General features: G+C 68.3%; 20 protein-coding genes. 10 read left to right on the forward strand and 10 right to left on the reverse strand.

Features of this window, described 5'->3' with window-relative positions:
- Positions 1–12 precede the first annotated feature (12 nt).
- The 4 genes from ddpX (at position 13) to DM194_RS11525 (ending at position 3,634) form a co-directional block, all read left to right on the forward strand.
- On the forward strand, positions 13–561 hold the full coding sequence (gene ddpX / locus DM194_RS11510) for a D-alanyl-D-alanine dipeptidase (protein WP_111067440.1): 549 nt from the start codon (positions 13–15) through the stop codon (positions 559–561).
- Between the two features lie 290 nt (positions 562–851).
- Complete coding sequence (locus tag DM194_RS11515) at positions 852–1,904, forward strand: polysaccharide deacetylase family protein (protein WP_111067441.1); 1,053 nt, start codon at positions 852–854, stop codon at positions 1,902–1,904.
- 83 nt (positions 1,905–1,987) lie between these two features.
- Positions 1,988–2,945, forward strand: a protein-coding gene (locus DM194_RS11520) for an IS630 family transposase (RefSeq protein WP_246024207.1) whose coding sequence is annotated in 2 segments (ribosomal slippage) — positions 1,988–2,329 and positions 2,331–2,945 — 957 coding nt in all. Because the reading frame shifts where the segments join, the coding sequence is not laid out codon by codon here.
- A 143-nt stretch (positions 2,946–3,088) separates the two neighbouring features.
- Positions 3,089–3,634, forward strand: coding sequence for a hypothetical protein (locus DM194_RS11525; protein ID WP_246024208.1), 546 nt, complete (start codon positions 3,089–3,091; stop codon positions 3,632–3,634).
- 31 nt (positions 3,635–3,665) lie between these two features.
- On the opposite strand, the gene DM194_RS11530 is transcribed toward DM194_RS11525, so the two are convergent.
- Positions 3,666–3,869: a hypothetical protein gene (locus tag DM194_RS11530; protein WP_111067443.1), complete on the reverse strand. Its 204-nt coding sequence runs from the start codon at positions 3,867–3,869 to the stop codon at positions 3,666–3,668.
- A 620-nt stretch (positions 3,870–4,489) separates the two neighbouring features.
- On the opposite strand from DM194_RS11530, the gene dnaK reads away from it, so the two are divergent.
- From dnaK to DM194_RS11545, 3 genes are all read left to right on the forward strand, one after another.
- The gene (dnaK, locus tag DM194_RS11535; protein ID WP_111067444.1) at positions 4,490–6,406 is read left to right on the forward strand and encodes a molecular chaperone DnaK; all 1,917 of its coding nucleotides are present in this window, start codon (positions 4,490–4,492) and stop codon (positions 6,404–6,406) included.
- Between the two features lie 150 nt (positions 6,407–6,556).
- A complete protein-coding gene (gene dnaJ, locus DM194_RS11540) occupies positions 6,557–7,708 on the forward strand; it encodes a molecular chaperone DnaJ (protein WP_111067445.1) in 1,152 nt (383 codons plus the stop codon).
- 240 nt (positions 7,709–7,948) lie between these two features.
- Positions 7,949–9,139 carry a GGDEF domain-containing protein gene (locus tag DM194_RS11545; protein WP_111067446.1) on the forward strand — a complete coding sequence of 397 codons (1,191 nt, stop codon included), beginning with the start codon at positions 7,949–7,951 and terminating at the stop codon, positions 9,137–9,139.
- 108 nt (positions 9,140–9,247) lie between these two features.
- Here the strand turns inward: DM194_RS11545 and thpR are convergent, their stop codons facing one another.
- The 4 genes from thpR to DM194_RS11565 all read right to left on the reverse strand — a co-directional run bounded on the left by thpR (position 9,248) and on the right by DM194_RS11565 (position 12,821).
- Entirely contained in the window at positions 9,248–9,790 is a 543-nt protein-coding gene (thpR, locus tag DM194_RS11550) for an RNA 2',3'-cyclic phosphodiesterase (protein WP_111067447.1), read from the reverse strand.
- A gap of 168 nt (positions 9,791–9,958) precedes the next feature.
- Positions 9,959–11,002, reverse strand: coding sequence for an NADP(H)-dependent aldo-keto reductase (locus DM194_RS11555; protein WP_111067448.1), 1,044 nt, complete (start codon positions 11,000–11,002; stop codon positions 9,959–9,961).
- A gap of 28 nt (positions 11,003–11,030) precedes the next feature.
- Positions 11,031–12,194, reverse strand: a complete 1,164-nt coding sequence (locus DM194_RS11560) for an FIST signal transduction protein (RefSeq protein WP_111067449.1) — start codon at positions 12,192–12,194, stop codon at positions 11,031–11,033.
- A 6-nt stretch (positions 12,195–12,200) separates the two neighbouring features.
- Positions 12,201–12,821 carry an arylesterase gene (locus tag DM194_RS11565; protein ID WP_111067450.1) on the reverse strand — a complete coding sequence of 207 codons (621 nt, stop codon included), beginning with the start codon at positions 12,819–12,821 and terminating at the stop codon, positions 12,201–12,203.
- Positions 12,822–12,933: 112 nt separating this feature from the next.
- Here DM194_RS11565 and DM194_RS11570 point away from each other — a divergent pair, with 112 nt between their 5' ends.
- The 3 genes from DM194_RS11570 (at position 12,934) to DM194_RS11580 (ending at position 17,138) form a co-directional block, all read left to right on the forward strand.
- On the forward strand, positions 12,934–13,701 hold the full coding sequence (locus DM194_RS11570; RefSeq protein ID WP_111067451.1) for an ABC transporter ATP-binding protein: 768 nt from the start codon (positions 12,934–12,936) through the stop codon (positions 13,699–13,701).
- A gap of 40 nt (positions 13,702–13,741) precedes the next feature.
- Positions 13,742–16,267 carry an ABC transporter permease gene (locus DM194_RS11575; protein WP_111067452.1) on the forward strand — a complete coding sequence of 842 codons (2,526 nt, stop codon included), beginning with the start codon at positions 13,742–13,744 and terminating at the stop codon, positions 16,265–16,267.
- Between the two features lie 145 nt (positions 16,268–16,412).
- Positions 16,413–17,138: a Bax inhibitor-1/YccA family protein gene (locus DM194_RS11580; protein WP_111067453.1), complete on the forward strand. Its 726-nt coding sequence runs from the start codon at positions 16,413–16,415 to the stop codon at positions 17,136–17,138.
- A 75-nt stretch (positions 17,139–17,213) separates the two neighbouring features.
- Here the strand turns inward: DM194_RS11580 and DM194_RS11585 are convergent, their stop codons facing one another.
- The 5 genes from DM194_RS11585 to pstC all read right to left on the reverse strand — a co-directional run bounded on the left by DM194_RS11585 (position 17,214) and on the right by pstC (position 22,426).
- Positions 17,214–17,942: an SAM hydrolase/SAM-dependent halogenase family protein gene (locus tag DM194_RS11585; protein ID WP_111067454.1), complete on the reverse strand. Its 729-nt coding sequence runs from the start codon at positions 17,940–17,942 to the stop codon at positions 17,214–17,216.
- Between the two features lie 117 nt (positions 17,943–18,059).
- On the reverse strand, positions 18,060–18,764 hold the full coding sequence (gene phoB / locus DM194_RS11590; protein WP_111067940.1) for a phosphate regulon transcriptional regulator PhoB: 705 nt from the start codon (positions 18,762–18,764) through the stop codon (positions 18,060–18,062).
- A 95-nt stretch (positions 18,765–18,859) separates the two neighbouring features.
- The gene (gene pstB / locus DM194_RS11595; protein ID WP_111067942.1) at positions 18,860–19,606 is read right to left on the reverse strand and encodes a phosphate ABC transporter ATP-binding protein PstB; all 747 of its coding nucleotides are present in this window, start codon (positions 19,604–19,606) and stop codon (positions 18,860–18,862) included.
- Positions 19,607–19,731: 125 nt separating this feature from the next.
- Positions 19,732–21,051, reverse strand: coding sequence for a phosphate ABC transporter permease PstA (pstA, locus tag DM194_RS11600; protein WP_111067455.1), 1,320 nt, complete (start codon positions 21,049–21,051; stop codon positions 19,732–19,734).
- Positions 21,044–22,426 carry a phosphate ABC transporter permease subunit PstC gene (gene pstC / locus DM194_RS11605; protein ID WP_111067456.1) on the reverse strand — a complete coding sequence of 461 codons (1,383 nt, stop codon included), beginning with the start codon at positions 22,424–22,426 and terminating at the stop codon, positions 21,044–21,046. The genes pstA and pstC overlap by 8 nt, the downstream gene beginning before the upstream one ends.
- Positions 22,427–22,436: the final 10 nt, after the last annotated feature.

A 22,436-nucleotide genomic window follows, 5' to 3' on the forward strand; every position in this document is an offset into this window, starting at 1 on the left:
ATTGCCCTTTCCATGCTGACCGAAATCGCGCCCCCGGCCTTCGACATCGACCTGGAGCTTCTCTACGCCACCGCCGACAACCTGTCGGGCGTGCCGATCTACCGGTCGGCGGTGTGCCTGCTGCACCCCGACGCGGCCCGCCGGCTGACCGACGCCATCCGGCTGGCGCGCGGCATCGGCTGCCGGCTGCGGGTGTACGATGCCTTCCGCCCGACAGAGGCGCAATGGCGGCTTTGGCAGGCCTTTCCCGACCCGACCTACATCGCCGATCCCCGGCTGGGCTCCAACCACAGCCGCGGCGTGGCGATCGACCTGACGCTCGCCGATGCCGCCGGCGTGCCGCTGGACATGGGCACCGGCTTCGACGAGATGACGGAGCGGTCGCACCATGGCCGCAGCGACCTGACCGCGAAGCAGCAGCGCAACCGCGCCAAGCTGCTGGGCGTAATGGTCGCCGCGGGCTGGGAGCACTACCCGTCCGAATGGTGGCATTACCAGCTGCCGGATGCGGAGAGCTACCCCCTGCTGACCGACGCCGCCGCCGGCGGGCGGCTGATGTAGGATCGGCCGGTCCAAGCAGGATTGCCCAGGCCGGCACCCCCCAGGCTGAGCGACAGGCCGGGCCGTTGTGGCCCGATACGGGCAAGCCTGCTTAGGCTGCGGGCGCCATCCCGGCGGCGCGGTTTCACGGCGTGTAGCGCCGATCACGCGTTCCATTGTTGCACGCGCGCACCGCATCGCCGTCCTCAGCGGCAAAGCGGCGGTCGGCGCTTGTTCGTATGGCGAAGACTATGGCACACCCTTTGCGTCGGGACGGAGGTCGTCCCGGCCAGCCTCTTCCGCAGGGCGCCATGCCGTTCCGTCGTGCCGTCAAGGTTCTCGCCGCCGCCGCGCTGTCCGTCTGGACCGCGCTCGTGCCGGCGTCGCGGCCCGCCATGGCCGATTCCGCCTCCGCGCCGGGCGCCAGCGCCGTCGTCTTCGCCTATGACCGCTTCGGCGAGGACCAGAACCCCTCGATCAGCATCCGCATCGACCAGTTCGAATCGCATCTGGACGAGCTGACGGACGGCGACTACCGCGTCCTGCCGCTGCCGAGGATCCTGGACGCCCTGCGCACCGGCAAGCCGCTGCCCGACCGCACGGTCGCCATCACCATCGACGAGGCCAGCCGCTCCGCCTTCACCGAGGCCTGGCCGCGGCTGAAGGCGGCCAACCTGCCCTTCACGCTGTTCGTCGCGACCGACGCGGTGGACCGCGGCTCCCCCACCCACATGACCTGGGGCGAAATCCGGCAGCTGGCGGCGGCCGGCGTCACCATCGGCGCGCTCGGCACCTCCACCCAGTCGATGCTGGCGCGCAGCCCGGACCAGCAGGCGGCCGATCTGCGCCGGATGTCCGACCGCTTCCAGGCGGAGCTGGGACGGCGCCCGACGATCTTCTCCTACCCGCAGGGGGAATATTCGCTGGCGGTGCGGCAGCTGGTGATGGACCAGGGCTTCGCCGCCGCCTTCGGCCAGCAGTCGGGCGTGCTGCACGCCCAGGCCGATCCCTGGAGCCTGCCGCGCTTCGTCATGAACGAGACCTATGGCAGCGCCGACCGGTTCGAGCTGGCGGCCAATGCCCTGCCGCTGCCGGTGTCGGACCTGACGCCCGACGACCCGCTGGTCACCGTCAACCCGCCACCGCTGGGCTTCACCATCGCCGATGGGGTGGGGGACAGTTCAAAGCTGGCCTGCTTCGCCACCGGTCAGGGCCGCACCGCTCTGGAACGCATCGCGGAGGATCGGGTGGAGGTCCGGATCCGGGATCCCTTCCCGCCGGGCCGCGCCCGCGTCAACTGCACCTTGCCGACCGCCGACGGCCGCTGGCGCTGGCTGGGCGTGCAGTTCCTGATCCCGGAATGACGGGCTAGAGCATCGCGCCTGAAATCTGAATCGACAGTTGCGCTTGGGCCGTTGACGTGATTCACCGTTGTTGGAGGTGGATCATGGGGCGCAGCTATTCGTCGGACCTTCGGGTTCGGATTTACGGAGAGGTCGAGAAAGGCGGTTCGCGTCGGGCGGCGGCGCGCCGGTTCGATGTGAGCGCGAGCACGGGCGTGCGGCTTGCTCAGCGCATGGCGGCAACGGGCTCGCTGGACCCGGCCCGGCAGGGGCGCCCACCGGGCGGTGGCAAGCTGGCCCCGCATGCCGAACTTCTGATCGGCTGGGTGGAGAAGCAAGGCGACATCACCATGCCCGAACTGGCGGCCAAGCTGAAGGCCGAGCGCGGGGTCACGGTCCACCCCGCCTCGCTGTCGCGCTTCCTGCTCGCCCGCGGCTTCACTGTCAAAAAAAACGGTGCTGGCGAGCGAGGCCGGTCGCGCTGACGTTGCTGAGGACCGCCGGAGTTGGCGCAGCCACCGTCAGCCCCGGATGCGCGAGGAGCCGGATCGGCTGGTGTTTCTCGACGAGACCGCAACCACCACGAAGATGACCCGACTGCGCGGACGGGCCAAGCGCGGCCAGCGGTTCAAGGCCACGGCGCCGTTTGGCCATTGGGGCACCCAGACCTTCATCGCTGCCCTGCGCTGCGACGGGCTGACCGCCCCGTGGATCATCAAGGGCGCGATGAACCGGACGCTCTTCGAGACCTATGTCGAGACACAACTCGCCCCGACCCTGCGGCCGGGCGATGTCGTCATCCTCGACAACCTATCCAGCCATAAGAGTGAAAAGGCCAAGGCCATCCTCAAGGAACGTGGCGCTTGGTTCCTCTTCCTGCCGCCCTACAGTCCCGACCTCAACCCTATCGAAATGGCGTTCGCCAAGCTCAAAGCTCATCTCCGCCGCATCGGCGCCCGTACCATCGAGGAGTTGTGGAGGGCTGTCGGCTCTATCTGCGACCTCTACACACCAGACGAATGCTGGAACTACCTCAAACATGCAGGATATGCGTCAGATTAAACGCTCGAAACTCTAAGCATTTCCCCGCGAGTTTTTATTCAAGCCCAAGGTTTCCGATAGGGCATTGGCGGCACGACCTGTGACGCCTATGGTGCCGGCCTGGCGCGCCGTCGCGGCGTGCGCGGCAAACCCGGGAGGGAGCGATGGCGCAAGGCCCCCAGATGCAGAACGGACAAGTGACGGCCGGACCGGGCTCCGACATCGGCTGGTCCGATACGGTGCGGTTCCGCCTTCCGCCGGGCTGGGCTGTCGATGTGGAAGAGCATGAGGGCCAGCCGGTCGGCACCTTCCGGCCGCCGCCGCCGGCCGCCGGCGTGCTGCGGCTGGTGACCGACCGGGTGACGCCTCGGCCGGAGTCCGGCGGCGTGGCCGGCACCCTGCGGGAGATGGCCCTGCGCTTCGTCAGGCCGCAGGATCCGCGGGCCGGCGACCGGACGGTGGAAAGCCGGGCCGACGGCGCGGTGATCGCCCAGGCAATGATGCGGACGGAAGAAGACGGCCGGGCCGAGACCCATTACCTGTGGCTGGTCGGCGCCGAACGCGCGCAAACGGCGGGAACCGCCGGGGGAGCGGTGGCCGCGGTCGCGATGTTCAGCTTCGCGCTTCCCGCGCTGATGGATGGCGACGACTCCTGCGCCGAGATGCTGGGCCGGATCGACGACGCCATCCGCAATGCGGAAATACTGTAGAGCCTGACGGCTGCCGTGCCCGGAACGCCGGTCAGCAGTGGCCGGCGCCGGTGGCCATCAGCGCCTTCAGGCGGATCGACTTCGGATCATGCGCAACCGCCGCCTCTTCCGCAGCCAGGGCGGCGAGGCTGATGAAGCGCGCGAGGTCTTCCAGATCGCAGCGCGTCGCGTCGCTCATCAGACTGTCCAGGCATGACTTGATCGCCAGGGCCACATCGCGTCGTTCGTCCATCATCGCGCTTCCCTTTCACACCTGTGTGACCAGCTTTGCATGGAACCGCGTGCAGTGGTGGCCGCGACGAAAACGCTGCCGGCCCGACCCTTGGCGGTCATCCCCTATGGCGCAAAGGAGATAGCATATTCCCTTTGTCGTTTCACTAATAGATTTTCCGGTTCATGAATAAACACAGCAACCGCGAATTGATTAGAAGCAGCTTTGCACGCCGTTGCTTGTTAATGAAAGGTTAACTTCAGAGGGTGCTTCGTAGCCGAACCATTATTCACTTGTAACACTCGTGACGAGTTGAATCAGATGTGACGAATATCGGGATATTCATCTTTTCTGATTTGAATACACCGGTATTCTATTGCCGCGGGATGCGGATCGGCAACGCCTGCGGGAAGGACGGGACCGCAACGTTTTCCCCGCTTTTGCATGCCGAAAGCCGCGCCACCCTGTTGCAGCCAGAAACGGCTCCGCCTATATCTCCGCCAGCACGGGACGGACCCCACGGATCAGACCTCCATGGGCCAGACTCTCAAGCGCTCCACCGACGTTTCACCGACCCAATGGGGATCGCGGCGGTGCCGGACCAGACGGGCCGCCACGTATCTGCCGAACGAAAGAGGCTGAACATGAGCAAAGTGATTGGTATCGACCTCGGCACCACGAACTCGTGCGTCGCCGTGATGGAAGGCGGCAGCGCCAAGGTGATCGAGAACGCCGAGGGCGCGCGGACCACGCCGTCCATGGTCGCCTTCAGCCAGGGCGGCGAGCGGCTGATCGGCCAGCCCGCCAAGCGTCAGGCGGTCACCAATCCGGAAAACACCCTCTTCGCGATCAAGCGTCTGATCGGCCGCCGCTTCGACGATCCGCTGACGAAGAAGGACCAGGGTCTGGTTCCCTACCGCATCATCTCCGGCGACAACGGCGACGCCTGGGTCGAGGCGCACGGCAAGAAGTACAGCCCCAGCCAGATCAGCGCCTTCATCCTCACCAAGATGAAGGAGACCGCCGAGAACTATCTGGGCGAGAAGGTCACGCAGGCGGTCATCACCGTCCCGGCCTACTTCAACGACAGCCAGCGCCAGGCCACCAAGGACGCCGGCAAGATCGCCGGCCTGGAAGTGCTGCGCATCATCAACGAGCCGACGGCCGCCGCTCTGGCCTACGGCATGGAGAAGAAGGGCACCGGCACCGTCGCGGTCTATGACCTGGGCGGCGGCACCTTCGACATCTCCGTGCTGGAGATCGGCGACGGCGTGTTCGAGGTGAAGTCGACCAACGGCGACACCTTCCTGGGCGGCGAGGACTTCGACAGCCGGGTCATCGAGTATCTGGCCGACGAGTTCAACAAGGAGCAGGGCATCGACCTGCGCAAGGACAAGCTCGCGCTGCAGCGCCTGAAGGAAGCTGCGGAGAAGGCGAAGATCGAGCTGTCGTCCACCACGCAGACCGAAGTCAACCTGCCCTTCATCACCGCCGACCAGACCGGCCCGAAGCACCTGAACATCAAGCTGACCCGCGCCAAGCTGGAAGCCCTGGTGGACGATCTGGTGCAGCGCACGATCGAGCCCTGCAAGTCCGCCCTGAAGGACGCGGGCCTGAAGGCCAGCGAGATCGACGAGGTGATCCTGGTCGGCGGCATGACCCGCATGCCCAAGGTCATCGACGCGGTGAAGCAGTTCTTCGGCCGTGAGCCGCACCGCGGCGTGAACCCGGACGAGGTGGTCGCCATCGGCGCCGCCATCCAGGGCGGCGTGCTGAAGGGCGAGGTCAAGGACGTCCTGCTGCTCGACGTCACACCGCTGAGCCTGGGCATCGAGACGCTGGGCGGCGTCTTCACCCGTCTGATCGACCGCAACACCACGGTCCCGACGAAGAAGAGCCAGACCTTCTCGACCGCCGAGGACAACCAGAACGCCGTCACCATCCGCGTCTTCCAGGGCGAGCGCGAGATGGCGCAGGACAACAAGATGCTGGGCCAGTTCGATCTGGTCGGCATCCCGCCGGCCCCGCGCGGCGTGCCGCAGATCGAGGTGACCTTCGACATCGACGCCAACGGCATCGTCAGCGTCACGGCGAAGGACAAGGCGACCGGCAAGGAGCAGCAGATCCGCATCCAGGCCTCGGGCGGCCTGTCGGACGCCGACATCCAGAAGATGGTGAAGGACGCGGAGGCCCATGCCGACGCCGACAAGAAGCGCCGTGAGCTGGTCGACGCCCGCAACCATGCCGACGCCCTGATCCACACCACCGAGCGGACCATCAAGGAGAACGGCGACAAGATCCCGGACTCCGACAAGACCGCCGCGGAAGCTGCCGTCGCCGAGCTGAAGTCGGTGCTGGAGAGCGAGGATCTGGACGGCATCAAGGCGAAGACCGAGGCGCTTGCCCAGGTTTCCATGAAGCTGGGCGAGGCGATGTACAAGGCCGGCCAGGGCGAGGCGCCGGGTGCGGGCGGCGAGGCGCCGGGCGCCCAGCCGAACGAGCCGGGCGTCGTCGATGCCGACTTTGAAGAGGTCCAGGACGACAAGAAGAAGTCGGCGTAACCCGGCGCAAGCTTCTTTTTGATACGGATGTGACGCGAGCATCGATGGCCCGCCGCCTTTCCCCGGCGGCGGGCCATCGGTATGCTGGGGTCAGGCTCCGGCATGACGCGGACAGTTTGGACCAGAACGACTCAAAGGCGGTCGGCCCCAATGGCGAAACAGGATTATTACGAGCTGCTCGGTGTGGCGAAGAGCGCCAGCGCGGATGAGCTGAAAAAGGCTTATCGCAAGATGGCGATGCAGTACCACCCGGATCGCAACCAGGGCGACAAGGACGCCGAGCAGAAGTTCAAGGAAATCAACGAGGCGTACGACGTCCTGAAGGACGATCAGAAACGCGCGGCCTACGACCGGTTCGGCCACGCGGCCTTCGAGAACGGCCGTGGTCCGGGCGCGGGCGCCGGGGCCGGCGGCTTCAACTTCGACTTCGGCGGCGGCGGCGGCTTCGCCGACATCTTCGACGAGATGTTCGGGGAGTTCATGGGCGGGCGCCGCGGCGGCGGCGGCGCGTCCGGCCGCGGCCAGGATCTGCGCTACAATCTGGAAATCGGGCTGGAGGAGGCCTTCAAGGGCACTCAGACCACCATCCGCGTGCCGACCACCGTGCAGTGCGACGGCTGCAACGGCTCCGGTGCGGCGGCGGGAACCCAGCCGATCACCTGCCCGACCTGTCAGGGCCACGGCAAGGTGCGGGCGCAGCAGGGCTTCTTCACCATCGAGCGGACCTGCCCCGGTTGCCATGGCGCCGGCAAGGTCATCAAGGACGCCTGCAAGACCTGCGGCGGCTCCGGCCGTCTGCGCAAGGAAAAGACCCTGCAGGTCAACATCCCCGCCGGCGTCGAGGACGGCACCCGCATCCGTCTGGCGGGCGAGGGGGAGGCGGGCTTGCGCGGGGCGCCGGCCGGCGACCTCTACATCTTCCTGGCGATCGGCCCGCACCCGATCTTCCAGCGCGACGGCGCCAACATCCACTGCCGGGTGCCGATCCCGATGACCACGGCGGCGCTCGGCGGTTCGGTGGAGGTTCCGACCATCGACGGTACCCGCACCAAGGTGACGGTGCCGCCGGGCACCCAGTCCGGCCACCAGTTCCGCATCAAGGGCAAGGGCATGTCGGTGCTGCGCAGCGCCCAACGCGGCGACATGTACATCCAGGCGGTGGTTGAGACCCCGGTGAACCTGACCAAGCGCCAGCAGGAACTGCTGCGCGAGTTCGAGGGCGCCGCCAAGGAAGGGTCGAATCCGCAGTCGGAAGGCTTCTTCGCCAAGGTGAAGGAGCTTTGGGAAGACCTGAAGGACTGAGCTGCCTTTCCGGCCTCCGGGGCGGGCGTGGTGAACGAACGTTATGGACGGGCGTTATGATCGGGCGGCGTGTCGGTGACACGCCGCCCGATACTTTTTGTCGCATGGCCCGAGCTTTCGGATGGCTGAAATGCCATTTTCAAGCGAAAGCCGTTGAAGGGATGGGCATGCCCGTGTAATCACCCTTCATGGCTAATTCTTCGGCGATATGCTCGGCTCAAGCCGGGGGCAGGCGGTTGCATGCGGGTTGATAAGTTCCCCGCCGCCCTGTTCGACGCGTTCGTCCGGGGCGACGAACTGCCCACCCTGATCCATCCGGGCGACCACACGCCCATCCTGCAGCGGCGGCGCGCCGCGATGATCCAGTCGCGCGTGCGGATGGTGGCGCTGATCTTCGGCATCCTGACGCCGCTGTGGATCGCCATCGACGTGACGGTCTTCGAATGGTCGCTGGCGATCTGGCTGATCGTCCTGCGCCTGACCGCCAGCGCCGCCTTCCTGGCGCTCGCCTTCGACCGCCGGACATGCGACGACATGAACTGCGCCTGGCGGCGGCTGGCGGCGCTGCTGGCGATCCCGACGCTGTTCTTCGCCATTTCGCACCCACTGCTCTGCGACCAGGGCGTCGACGATCTGCGCATCGCGGTCAGCGCCGGCTACGGCTATCTGCCCTTCGTGATGGTGGCGGGTCTCAGCGTTTTTCCGCTGACCGCGCTCGAAGGCGCGCTGTTCGCCGCGCCGATGTTGGGCGCCCATCTGGCCGCCGGCTTCTACGGGTCGCTGGTGATGCCGTTCCCCTCCTACATCAGCGCGCTGTGGCTGCTGCTGCTGATCGCGGTGGTGGCGACGCTGGCGGCGATCAGCCAGCTGCACTTCATGGTCGCCCTGCTGGCGCAGGCGGCGCACGACGCGCTGACAGGCGCCTTTTCCCGCCGCATCGGCGAGGAGTTGCTGAAGCTCCAGGTCGCCAATGCCGAGCGGACGTCGCAGCCGCTGACGGTGATCTTCGTCGACCTGGATGATTTCAAGGCGGTCAACGACCGTTTTGGACATGAGGAGGGCGACCGGGTTCTGCGCCATGCCGCCAACACCATCCGCAGCCTGCTGCGCCAGTCCGATGCGCTGGTCCGCTGGGGCGGGGAGGAATTCCTGATCCTCATGCCCGACACCCGGATCGACGGTGCGATGATCGCGGTGGAGCGGATGCGCCGCGCCGGGTTCGGCAAGCGGCCGGACGGCATCCTGCAGACCGCCAGCATCGGCATCGCCGAGCAGTCCACCGACCGCCCCGCCGATTGGGAAGCCCTGGTGGAGCTGGCCGACCAGCGCATGTACCGCGCCAAGCAGGACGGCAAGAACCGGGTGATCGGACCGGGCGAGGGCACCGGCCCGGACTCCGACTCCCAGCCCTGGGATGAAATCCTCGCCTAAAGCGAATTTGCATTCGCTTTGAATTTATAGACCTCATTCGCCGGTCGGACTTCGGCCGCATGAGCGGCCGGGACCGCAGTCGCGGTCCAAAGCGGATCGCGATCCGCTTTAAGCGGCGGCGAGCGGATACTCCCGCAAGGCCTCATACACCGCGCCGCCGTTGCCGAGATGGCTGCGGTAGAGCGTGAAATGCTCCACGGCCATCGGGCCGGCGCGGAACAGGCCGCGGTCGGACAGGAAGCGGCCGATGCGGTCAGGCGGCGCGTCCTTCAGCCGGGCCAGCGTGACGTGGGGGGAGAATTTCCGCTCCTCCGCCGGCAGGCCGCAGCGGACGAGCGCGGATTCGACCTTGGCCTGCAGATGGGCCAGGGCCTCGCTGCGCTCCACCCCCGCCCATAGAACCCGCGCCCGGCGCGCGCTGCCGTAGACGCCGACCCCATCCAGAACAAGCGGGAAGGCGGGCGCCCGGACCTCCGCCAGCGCGGCGTCGATGTCCATCGCCTGATCCTCCGGCACCTCGCCGATGAAGCGCAGGGTGAGGTGCAGGTTCTCCGGCTCGGTCCAGCGCGCGCCGGGCACCCCGCCGGCCAGCCCGGCCAGCCTTTGGCGAACGTCCTCCGTCAGGTCGAGGGCGACGAACAGGCGGAGCATGGGGCACCTCCGGAGTTGCTGCAACGGCTGCGGATCGCCCCCTCCCTAACCCTCTCCCGCAATCGGAGCGGCTTTCGGCCGGTCAATGGCGGGGAGGGGCGGGAAGGGGGCGGGAAGGGGCGGGAAGGGGCGGGAAGAAGCAACCGCGGCTGACGTTATGCCAACAGCTTACGGGCACGGATCCGGCATGCGGTTGTGCACGGCATCGATCTCCGCCATCACCTCCGGCGACAGGGTGACGTCGATGGAGTCGATGTTGGAGATCAGCGTCTCCATCGTCGTCGCCCCGATCAGCGACGAGGTGACGAAGGGTTGCTGCAACGTGAAGGCGATGGCCATCTGGTTGGGCGCCAGACCATGGCGGCGGGCAATGTCCAGATAGGCCTCCGTCGCGGCGTCGGCGTTGACCGTGTTGTAGCGCGACGGCCGGTGGTCGAGCGCGCGGCGGCTGCCCGGCGGGATGGCGCCGTTCAGATACTTGCCGGTCAGCGTGCCGGCGGCCAGCGGCGAATAGGCCAGCAGTCCGACATCCTCGCGCAGCGCCACCTCCGACAAACCGTTCTCGAAGGTCCGGTTCAGCAGGTTGTAGGCGTTCTGGATCGAGGCGACGCGCGGCAGCCCGGCGATTTCGGCGGCGCGCAGCCAGCGCATCACGCCCCACGGGCTCTCGTTCGACAGGCCGATATGGCGGATCTTGCCGGCCTGCACCAGTTCGGCCAGCGCCGCCAGCGTCTCCTCGATCGGCACGCCGTCCTGCTGCGGCTTGTGCTGGTAGTTGCGGACGCCGAAGCGGTTGGTCACGCGGTCGGGCCAGTGGATCTGGTAGAGGTCGATGTAGTCGGTCTTCAGCCGCGACAGGCTGGCCTCGACCGCCGCGAAGAGGTTGGCGCGGTCCAGCCGCGACTTGCCCTCGCGCACCCAGCCGAACCCGCCGCCCGGCGCACCGATGATCTTGCTGGCGAGGATCACCTTGTCACGCCGGCCGCGCGACTGGAACCAGCTGCCGATCACCTCCTCCGTCTTGCCGTAGGTGTCGGCGGTGGGCGGGATCGCGTACATCTCCGCCGTGTCCCAGAAATTGATGCCGCGGTCGAGCGCCGCGTCCATCTGGGCATGGCCTTCGGCCTCGGTGTTCTGGCGGCCCCAGGTCATGGAGCCCAGGCCGATGGCGCTGACCGACAGGCCGGTTCGGCCGAGCGGACGATACTGCATCCGGAACGTTCCTTATTCGAAATGATCTTTACAGAAAGAGCGTCAACACGCCGGTGTAGCCATAGAGGCGGTTGTGCGACACCTCGCCCGACGCGAAGAAGCCCGTCAGCGGGATGTCGCCGAAGGTTTCGCGGATCATCGCCAGCTCCGCATCGGCGGTGCCGAACAGGCTGGGACCACGCGCGATGCAGCTGACATACACCGCCCCCTTCGGCGTCGCCTTCACCCGTTTCTTGAGGCTGTCCAGCATCCGGCGCATGTCGGCGGCGGCGGTTTCGGGATCGCGGCGGGTGAACACCACCGGCTGTCCGGTCGTCACCCGTTCGGCGATGGAGATCCAGCCGGCACGTGGATCGATCGCGACCAGGTCGCGGACCAGATAGTCCTGGGTGTCGGATCCGACGATGGGCAGCCCGGCGCAGATCAGCCCGGACACCTGCCGCAGATCGGCGGCGAGCTCCGGGCCGATGTCCTCCTTGAAGACCTCCAGCGCCGGGCGGCCGTCGATCTCCAGGATGACGTTCTCGTCGCTGGCGGTGACGGTGCGGGTCGGCCCTATGGGGCGGCAGCCCTGGGTCAGGGCGGTGGCGACCGGGAGGTTGGGCGCGAACAGCACCCCCGACACGCCGCCCTTGGTGACCGGATCGCCGTCCTCGGCCCCGGCGGCGATCTGCGGGAACTCCCCGCGCGAGGCGGTCAGTCCGCCGACCAGGAAGACGCCGGCCTCCTCCGACAGGCGGGACACCAGCCCGGCCATGTCGGCATGGTGGGGATCGACATGGACCAGCGCCAGCGCCGCGCCATGCTTGTCCAGCCAGCCGCCGGCGCTGTGGCGCAGCGGCTCCAGCCCGTTGGTCAGGGTGGGGAACAGGCGGAAGCTGTCTTCCGGCAGGCGGGCGGCCATGATCGCCAGCCCGGGCTCGTTGAACAGGGCTTCGCCGTTCGCCATCACGCCGATGCCGGCGGTGCCGACCCAATGGCGGATGCCGGTGACGCCGCGCAGCAGGGTGACGATGCTGGTCGCATGTTCCGCCAGCCCGTCGGTCAGGTAGAGGAAGCCCAGGTTGCAGCCGGCGACCGGCCCCAGCCGGTCCCCCAGCTTTTCCAGGCAGGCCTTGACCGCCGGTCCCCACTCCGCCCCGGCGGCGCAGGCGGCGTGAAAGCGGATGTCGCTGTCCAGGGTCACGGACATGATGGGTCAGCCTCCGGGCTTTTCGGTCGTCTTCTGGATTTGCGGCAGACTGTCGAGCAGCGCGGTGACGGAGGGCAGGATGCGCTCCACGATCGTCGCCACGCCCTTGGCGTTGGGATGCAGCCCGTCCTGCTGGATCAGCGACCGTTCCAGCGCCACCCCGTCGAGGAAGAAGGGGTAGAGCGGCAGATCATAGGTCTTCGCAAGGTCGGGATAGATGGCGTTGAACTTGTCGGTATAGGGCTTTCCCAGGCTGGGGGAGGCGTACATGCCGGCCAGCAGCGTCGGGATCCTGCGCTCCTTCAACGCCTTCAGGATGGCGTCGAGGTTGTCCTTCGCCTGGGCGGGATCGAGCCCGCGCAGCATGTCGTTGGCGCCCAGCTCGACGATGGCGGCGTCCGGCTTGTCGGCCAGCGCCCAGTCCAGCCGCGCCCGGCCGCCGGCGGTGGTGTCGCCCGACACGCCGGCATTGATGACGGTGACGTTGTAGCCCCTCTCCGTCAGCGCCTTTTCCAGCTGGCGGGTGAAGCCCTCCGGTTCCGGCAGGCCGTAGCCGGCGGTCAGGCTGTCGCCCAGCGCCAGCAGCTTCACCGGCTGCGCGGCATCGGCGCGGGTCGGTACGCTCATCGATATCCCCGACGCAAAAACGAAGGCGAGCGCAGCACCGATGGCGCCAATGTTGAAAGCCCGGCGGGTCGAGCCATATGGCGATGGTCCGTTCCGCTTGTGCGAGAGTCGCATGTCCAAGGTTCAATCCTCTGCAACGTCGTCCACTTCCATCGCCCGACCGCTCCATGATCCCATTGTGGAACTCGACGACGTCCACTTGAGATTGGACAGCGGTGCCGGACCCGTCAACATCCTGCGGGGCGTGAATCTCCAGGTGGCGGCCGGAGAGCGGGTCGGCGTCGTCGGCCCCAGCGGCTCCGGCAAATCGACCATGATGATGGTGATGGCCGGTCTGGAACGCCCCAGCAGCGGCACCGTCCGTGTCGCCGGGCAGGAGTTGAACCGGCTGGACGAGGACGGGCTGGCGCGCTTCCGCCGCCACCATGTGGGGATCGTCTTCCAGGCTTTCCATCTGGTGCCGACGATGACGGCGCTGGAGAATGTCGCCATCCCGCTGGAATTCGCCGGGGTCGCCGACGCCTTCGACCGCGCCCGCATCGGGCTGGAGCAGGTGGGCCTCGGCCACCGCATCCACCATTATCCCGGCCAGCTTTCGGGCGGCGAGCAGCAGCGCACGGCGCTGGCCCGCGCCTTCGTGACCGAGCCGTCGCTGCTTCTGGCCGACGAGCCGACCGGCAACCTCGACATCGACACCGGCGCCACCATCGTGAAGCTCCTGTTCGATCTGGCCGAGCGCCGCGGCACGACGCTGGTCCTGATCACCCACGACCCCGGCCTCGCCGCCCGCTGCGACCGCACGGTCCGGCTGGCCGACGGCCGCATCGCCGACGACGGGCAGGCGGCGCGGCACGCAAAACTGCAGGCGGCGGGGGAGTGAGGGGGATGGAAAGGACGAGAAAGCGGGGGAGCGTCACGGGATGACCAATCTCGGCCTCGCCCTCCGCCTTGCCCGGCGGGAGCTGCGCACCGGCCTGAAGGGCTTCTGGGTCTTCCTCGCCTGTCTGGCGCTCGGCGTCGCCGCCATCGCCGCGGTGCAGTCGGTGTCGAGCGGGCTGCTCGACGGGCTGGCCAATGACGGGCGCTCCATCCTCGGCGGCGACGTCGCGGTGCGGCAGCTCTACAGCCCCCCGGTCGACGAGCAGATGGCGGCACTGACCACCGCCGGCCGGGTGTCGACCTCCGCCGAGATGCGGGCGATGGCCCGTGCCGACGACGATGTCCGTTCCTCCCTGGTCGAACTGAAGGCGGTCGACGACGTCTATCCGCTCTACGGAACGGTGACGCTGGTGGGCGGCGGCGACCTGCGCGATGCGTTGGCGCAGAAGGACGGCCGCTGGGGCGCGGTGATCGAGGCCAGCCTCGTCGACCGGCTCGGCGTGAAGATCGGCGACACCATCCATGTCGGCGAGGGCGCCTATCGCGTCGCCGCCGTGCTGGACCGCGAGCCGGACCGCGCCTCCTCCAACGCCTTCTCGCTGGGGCCGCGGCTGATGGTGGCGCTGCCGTCGCTGCAGGGCACCGGGTTGCTGCAACCCGGCAGTCTCACCTGGTGGAGCGCCAAGGTGGCGCTGCCGCCCGAAACCGACCTGAAGGCGTGGCAGGAGAGCCTGCGCGCCCGCTTCCCCGACGCGCCATGGCGGATGCGCGACTACACCAACGCCTCGCCGCAGATCGAGCGCTTCATCGACCGCATGACGCTGTTCCTGACGCTGGTCGGGCTGACCGCCCTGCTGGTCGGCGGCGTCGGCGTGGGCAACGCGGTGCGCAGCCATCTGGATTCGCGCGCCCGCACCATCGCCATGATGAAGTGCATCGGCGCGCCGGGCGCCCTGGTGTTCCAGCTCTATCTGGCGCAGATCCTGGCGCTGGCCCTGCTGGGCATCGTCATCGGGCTGGCGCTGGGCGCGGTGGCGCCGCTGGCGCTGGGCCGTCTGCTCGACGGCGTGCTGCCGGTGTCGGCGCAGATCGGCGTCTATCCGGGCGCCCTGGCGCTGGCCGCCCTCTATGGCGTGCTGACGGCGCTGACCTTCTCGCTCTGGCCGCTCGGCCGGGCGCGCGAGGTGCCGGCGGGCGCGCTGTTCCGCGACGTGATCGCCCCGGCCGCCGGCCGGCCGCGCACGCCCTATACGGTGGCGATGATCGCGTCGGCGGTGGCGCTGGCCGGGCTGGCGGTGCTGACGGCGCACAACAAGGTCTTCGCCCTGTGGTTCGTCGGCGGCTCCATCGCCACCTTCATCGCCTTCCGCGCCGCGGCGGCGCTGGTGACCTGGGGCGCGGCCCGGGTCGGCCGTGTCCGTCGGCCGGGGCTGCGGCTGGCGCTCGCCAACCTGCACCGGCCGGGCAACCCGACGGCGGCGGTGGTTCTGTCGCTGGGACTAGGCCTGACGGTGCTGGTCGCCATCGCGCTGATCCAGGGCAACTTCTCCCGCCGGGTGTCGGAGACGATCCCGCAGGACGCTCCCAGCTTCTTCTTCGTCGACATCCAGCGCGACCAGTTCGATCCCTTGCGCGACCTCGTCACCGGCATCCCCGGCACCAGCGCCTTCGAGGCGGTGCCGAGCCTGCGCGGCCGGATCGAGCGGGTGAACGGACAGGACGCCGACAAGGCGCTGGTCAACCCGGAACAGGCCTGGATCCTGGCCGGCGACCGCGGCATCACCTATTCGGCGACGCTGCCCAGGCATTCCACAGTCACCGCCGGCAGCTGGTGGCCGACCGATTATGCCGGGCCGCCGCTGATCTCCATCCACCAGAGCGTCGCCGAGGCCTTCGGCATCGGTCCCGGCGCGACCCTGTCCATCAACATCCTGGGCCGCAGCATCGAGGCGACGGTCGCCAACGTCCGCGCCGCCGATTTCAGCAGCATGGCGATCAACTTCACCATGGTCTTCGCCCCCGGCACGCTGGAAGGCGCGCCGCAGACCTGGGTCGCCACCGTCCGCGCCACACCGGATGCCGAGACGCAGGTGCAGCGCGCCGTGCTGCAGCGCTTCCCCAACATCACCATGGTGCGGGTGCAGGACGCGCTCGACACGGTGTCGGAGATGCTGGGCCATATCGGCACGGCGGTGCGCATCGTCGCCGGCATCACGCTGGCCGCCGGCACGCTGGTGCTGGCCGGCGCGGTCGCCGCCGGCCACCGCCGCCGGGTCTACGACGCGGTGGTGCTGAAGGTGCTGGGGGCGACGCGCGGCGACGTTCTGCGCGCCTTCCTGTTGGAATACGGGTTGCTGGGGCTGCTGACCGCGGTCATCGCCGGCGGCATCGGCACGCTGACCGCCTGGGCGGTGCTGCGCTTCCTGATGCGGTGGGAGTGGAGCTTCCTGCCCTCCGCAGTGATCACCACGGCCTTGCTCAGCACCGCGATCACGCTCGCGTTCGGGTTCTATGGTACTTGGCGGGCATTGGGCCAGCCTTCCGCGCCATTGCTTCGGAACGAATGACCCACACGGCAGATGGCCATAGCAAAAACGAAACGTGAAAGCTTTTTCATCTTGGAGAGCCGCTGCCGATTCCTATTGAACCGAATTGCGGACTCGCCAATATGTCACCCCGACGGGATCACCCTATTCCACCGAGGAAACCAACATGGCAGACCCGACCTATAACCGCTTCGCGACCGTGGGCCGCGCGACAGATCGGGGATACTTCGACGAAGGCCTGCGGCAGCACATGCTGCGCGTGTACAACTACATGGGCGCCGGCCTGATTCTGACGGGTCTGGTCGCCGCACTCGTGTCGTCCAGCCCGGCCATGATGGCGGCGATCTTCGGAACGCCGCTGAAGTGGGTGGTGATGCTGGCCCCGCTGGCGTTCGTGATGGTGCTGTCCTTCGGCATCCAGCGCCTGTCCTTCGCATCCGCCCAGCTCGTCTTCTGGGCCTATTGCGGCGCGATGGGCCTGTCGATGTCGGCGATCTTCCTGGTCTTCACCGGCGCCTCCATCGCTCTGACCTTCTTCGTCACCGCCGCGACCTTCCTGGCGATGAGCCTGTACGGCTACACCACGAAGGCCGACCTGTCGAAGATGGGCTCGTTCCTGATGATGGGCGTCATCGGCCTGGTCATCGCCGGCCTGGCGAACATCTTCTTCCAGTCGCCGGCCCTGCACTTCGCGATCTCCGCCATCGGCGTGCTGATCTTCACCGGCCTGACCGCCTACGACACCCAGGCGATCAAGGAAAGCTACGCCGAGGGCTACGATCACGAGAGCACCGGCAAGCTGGCCCTGATGGGCGCCCTGACGCTGTACCTGGACTTCATCAACCTGTTCCAGTTCCTGCTGCAGTTCCTGGGTCAGCGCAACAACGACTGATCCCGAGACGCCTGATCGGACAAGCATCAACCGCCCGGAAGCACCCGCTTCCGGGCGGTTTTCTTTTGCGTCCGTTCAGGACTCCACCGTCACCGCGTCGCCGAGCCTGAGGCCGAGCGTGCTGTCGGCCCGCCCGCGGTTGACGGCGATCTCCGCCAGCCCGTTGGAGTTCCCGTACCACAGCGGCTCCCCCGGCCCGACCGCGCCGAAGGTGCGGGCATGGACGATGCGGGTGCCGGCGGCGCTCAGCACCGCATCGGCGGGCAGGGTGGATGCCCGCATGCCCGTCATGGCGTTGCCGTAGACATCGACATAGACGATGCGCGCCAGTTCGTCGGGCCAGCCGGGACGGTCGATGGCGGCACGGGGGAGCGGGCTGCGCTCAACCGGCCGGCCGGTGGCGAGGCTGGCGGCGACGGGGGCGAACAGGTCGCGGCCGTGGAAGCTGGCGGACAGCCGGTCCGGGATCCAGTCGATGGTCCAGGCGTTCAGCGACGTCGCTCGGCGGGCGAGCAGGGCGAACAGGCCGTTGTCGGGACCGACGAACCAGCGCCCGTCGGCCTCCACCATCACCGGCCGCCGGTCGGTGCCGACACCGGGATCGACGACGCAGAGAAAGACGCTTCCGGCAGGAAAGGCCGGGGCGTAGGCGGCCAGCAGATAGGCCGACAGCTGCGGATCGAAGGCGGGGGCGTCGGCGAACAGGTCGATGACGGAGATGCCGGGCGCCTGCTGCGCCAGCACCGCCTTCATCTGGCCGGTATAGGGGCCGGAAAGGCCGAAGTCGGTGAAGAGCAGGATCATCGCGTGTTGCCGCCTCCGCAGTGTTGCCCCCTCCTTAACACTCCCCGCCCTTGGGCCGGCTGTTGGCCGGTCCGATTGCGGTGGAGGGATAGGGAGGGGGCGGTCGAAGCAACACCCTCACACCGACTTCGTATCCAGCGCATACCCCGCCGACCGTACGGTGCGGATCAGGTCCAGCTCTTCGTCTTCGTTCATCGCCTTGCGCAGGCGGCGGATGTGTACGTCGACCGTACGCGGCTCCACGTACACGTCGTGGCCCCACACCAGATCGAGCAGCTGTTCGCGGGAGAAGACGCGGCCGGGATGCTGCATGAAGTGGCGCAGCAGGCGGAATTCGGTCGGCCCCAGATGTACGTCCCGGCCGTTGCGGCGTACGCGGTGGGCGGCCAGATCCATCGTCACGTCGGCGAAGGTCAGCACCTCGTCGGTCATGCCGGGAGAGGCGCGGCGCAGCACCGCGCGCATGCGGGCCACCAGTTCGGTCGGGGAGAAGGGCTTGGTGATGTAGTCGTCCGCGCCGGAATTCAGGCCGCGCACCCGGTCCCCTTCCTCGCCGCGGGCGGTCAGCATGATGATCGGAATGTCGCGGGTCTTGGCGTTGCGGCGCAGCTGGCGGCAGACCTCCAGCCCGCTCATCAGCGGCAGCATCCAGTCGAGCAGCACGATGTGCGGCGTCTGTTCGCCGGCGGCCAACAGGGCCTCCTCGCCGTCGCTGGCGGTGGCGACGCGGAAGCCTTCCTTTTCCAGGTTGTACCTCAACAGCGTCAGGATGTCGGCCTCGTCCTCGACGACCAGGACGAGCGGCTTGAGGGCCGCGTTCATGGAGGCTCCGTTCACAGCGCGCGTCTCGACGTTAACCGGCATGGGACAGCCTTTTCAACAAAGAGGGAAGGGGGCGCAAGCGTGATGCACAGGGTTCAGCCGTAGCGGCCGGTGATGTAGCCCTGGGTGCGTTCGTCGCGTGGGTTGGTGAAGATCTCGCCGGTGTCGTCGCACTCCACCATCTCGCCCAGATGGAAAAAGGCGGTGCGCTGGGACACGCGGGCGGCCTGCTGCATGTTGTGGGTGACGATGACGATGGTGTAGTTGGCCCGCAGCTCGTCGATCAGCTCCTCGATATGGGCGGTCGCGATGGAGTCGAGCGCGGAACAGGGCTCGTCCATCAGGATCACCTCGGGGCTGACGGCGATGGCGCGGGCGATGCACAGCCGCTGCTGTTGGCCGCCGGACAGGCTGGTGCCGGGCTCGCGCAGGCGGTCCTTCACCTCGCCCCACAGGCCGGCGCGCTTGAGGGAGGTCTGCACCACCTCGTCCAGCTCGTCCCGGCCGGAAGCCAGGCCGTGGATGCGCGGGCCGTAGGCGATGTTGTCGTAGATCGACTTCGGAAAGGGGTTCGGCTTCTGGAACACCATGCCGACGCGGGCGCGCAGCTGCACCGCGTCCACGGTCTTGCCGTAGACATCCTCGCCGTCCAGCGCGATCCGTCCCTCGATCCGGCAGCCCTCGATGGTGTCGTTCATCCGGTTCAGGCAGCGCAGGAAGGTCGACTTGCCGCAGCCGGACGGGCCGATCAGCGCCAGCACCCGGTTTTCGTGGATGTCGAGATCGATGCCCTTCAGCGCCTGCTTGGCGCCATAGAACACCTTCACCCCGCGGGCGGTCATCTTGCTGGGCAGGGCGGCGCCGGGCCGCTGGCCCGGATGTTGGTCGGGGCGCCGGTCGCCGCGAGGCCGCAGCTTCAGCTGGCCCGGAATACCGCTCTTGATGCCGCTCGGGATGCTCATGGCGCTCACCACCGTCTCTCGAAAATCTTGCGCAGGATCACGGCCGTCCCGTTCAGCAGGATCAGGATGCCGAGCAGGATCAGGATCGCCGCCGAAGTGCGTTCGGTGAAGGCGCGCTCGGGGCTGTCGGCCCACATGTAGATCTGAACGGGCAGCACCGTGGCGCTGTCGGTCAGCCCCTGGGGCACGTCGACGATGAAGGCGACCATGCCGATCATCAGCAGCGGCGCCGTCTCGCCCAGCGCGCGGACCATGCCGATGATGGTGCCGGTCAGGATGCCGGGCATCGCCAGCGGCAGCACATGGTGCAGCACCGTCTGCAGCGGCGAGGCGCCGATGCCCAGCGCCGCCTCGCGGATCGACGACGGCACCGCCTTCAGAGCGGCGCGGGACGCGATGATGATGACCGGCAGCGTCATCAGCGCCATCACCAGCCCGCCGACCAGCGGGGCGGAGCGCGGCATGCCGAAGAAGCCGAGGAACACGGCGAGGCCCAGCAGGCCGAATATGATCGACGGCACCGCGGCGAGGTTGTTGATGTTCACCTCGATCAGGTCGGTCCAGCGGTTCCTGGGCGCGAATTCCTCCAGATAGACCGCGGCGGCGATGCCCACCGGCACCGACAGCCCCATGGTCACCAGGAGCGTCAGCAGCGAGCCGACGACGGCGCCGCCGATGCCGGCCTGTTCCGGCTCGCGGCTGTCGCCGGCCGTGAACAGGGTGGTGTTGAAGCCCTGCGCCAGCGCGCCGGAGGCCAGCAGCGCGTCGGCGGCGGCGATCTTGGCGTCGCTGAGGCCGCGTTCGCTCTCCGGCAGGTCGCGGCGGTAGCGGCCCTTCACCAACTGGTCGATCTGGTCGTCGGCGCGCACCCAGACGGTCAGCGTGGTGCCGGCCAGCGCCGGATCCCTGGCGACCATCGCCTCCAGCTCGTAGGGCGCGCCCGACGACAGCAGGTCGTTCAGCACGCGGCGGCCGGCGCGGTCGCTCACCTCCGGGAACTGCGCATACAGCGCCCGGCGCAGCATGGGCATGTAGTTGCGCTCGGCCACCTCCGCCGGGTCCAGCGTCACCTCCAGCCGGATGCGCGTTTCCCAGAATGCGGTGCTGCCCTTGGCGACGATGGAGCCCAGCAGCACCACCAGCATCATCGCCGCCAGCGCCACCGCCGCCGCCCCGGCCAGCCGGAAGCGGCGCTCGGCGGCGTGACGGGCGCGCAGGCGGCGGGCGAAGGCCTCGCTCCTGACGCGCGGCTTCGCCGGAGCGGCGGGGGAGGACTCAGGTGAGGGCGTCACGGCCGCCGCGTCCCGCTCGACGAGGTCAGTCATATTTTTCCCGATAGGTCCGGACCACCCGCAGGGCGACCATGTTGAGGCAGAGCGTGACGAGGAACAGCACGAGGCCGAGGCCGAAGGCCGACAGCGTCTTCGGGCTGTCGAACTCCTGGTCGCCGACCAGCAGCGTGGCGATCTGGGTGGTGACGGTGGTCACCGCCTGCAGCGGGTTGGCGGTCATATTGGCGGTCAGGCCGGACGCCATGGTGACGATCATCGTCTCGCCGATGGCGCGGCTGACCGCCAGCATCACCGCGGCGACGATGCCCGGCAGCGCCGCCGGCAGGACCACCTGCTTGATCGTCTCCGACTTGGTGGCGCCGAGGCCGTAGGAGCCGTCGCGCAAGCCCTGCGGCACCGCGTTGATGACGTCGTCCGACAGGGAACTGACGAAGGGGATGATCATCACCCCCATGACGATGCCGGCGGCCAGCGCCGATTCCGAACTGACGTCCAGCCCCAGCACCTCGCCCACCGAGCGCACGAAGGGCGCCATGGTCAGTGCCGCGAAGTAGCCGTAGACCACGGTCGGGATGCCGGCCAGGATCTCCAGCGCCGGCTTCAGCCAGGTGCGCACGCCGCGCCCGGCATATTCCGACATGTAGATCGCCGCCATCAGCCCGACCGGCACCGCCACCAGCATGGCGATGACGGTGATGAGAAGCGTGCCGGCGAACAGCGGGATCGCCCCGAAGGAACCGCTGGAGCCGACCTGATCGGCCCGCATCGCCATCTGCGGGCTCCAATGGGTGCCGAACAGGAAGTCGACCGGCGAAACGACGGTGAAGAAGCGCAGCGCCTCGAACAGCAGCGACAGGACGATGCCGACCGTGGTCAGGATGGCGACCATCGAGCAGACGATCAGCGCCGCCCGCACCACCCGCTCCACCACCGGGCGGGCGCGCAGGTCCGGCCCGATGCGGTGGCGGCCCCAGGCGAGGCCGGCGACCGCCAGGCTGGCGCCGACGGCCAGCAGGCTCCAGTCGGCAAGCTCGCGCAAGGCCGCATAGCGGCGGGCCGCATCCTGCACCAGGGGGTCGGGCTCCCGCCCGGTGGCGATGCCGCGGGCGAGGTTGAGGATGTCGGCCTTCAGCAGGGCGACCGACTGGCCGTCGCCGGTGGTCAGCCGTTCCGGCAGGGCGGACAGCACCAGCTGCATGGCGAGCCAGCCTTCCGACGCGGTCCAGGCCACGAACAGCAGCAGCGCCGGCAGCCCGGCCCACAGGGCCACATAGACGCCGTGGTAGGAGGGGACCGAATGCAGCTCCGCCACCCGCCCGCCGACGGACGCCGCCGCGCGCGACCGGCCGGTCATGAAGCCGATCACGGTTAGCAGGGCCAGGATCAGGGCGAGAAGGGTCAGCTGCATTCGGAATGCC

Origin of the sequence: Azospirillum ramasamyi (assembly GCF_003233655.1) — a bacterium.
Lineage (GTDB): Bacteria > Pseudomonadota > Alphaproteobacteria > Azospirillales > Azospirillaceae > Azospirillum > Azospirillum ramasamyi.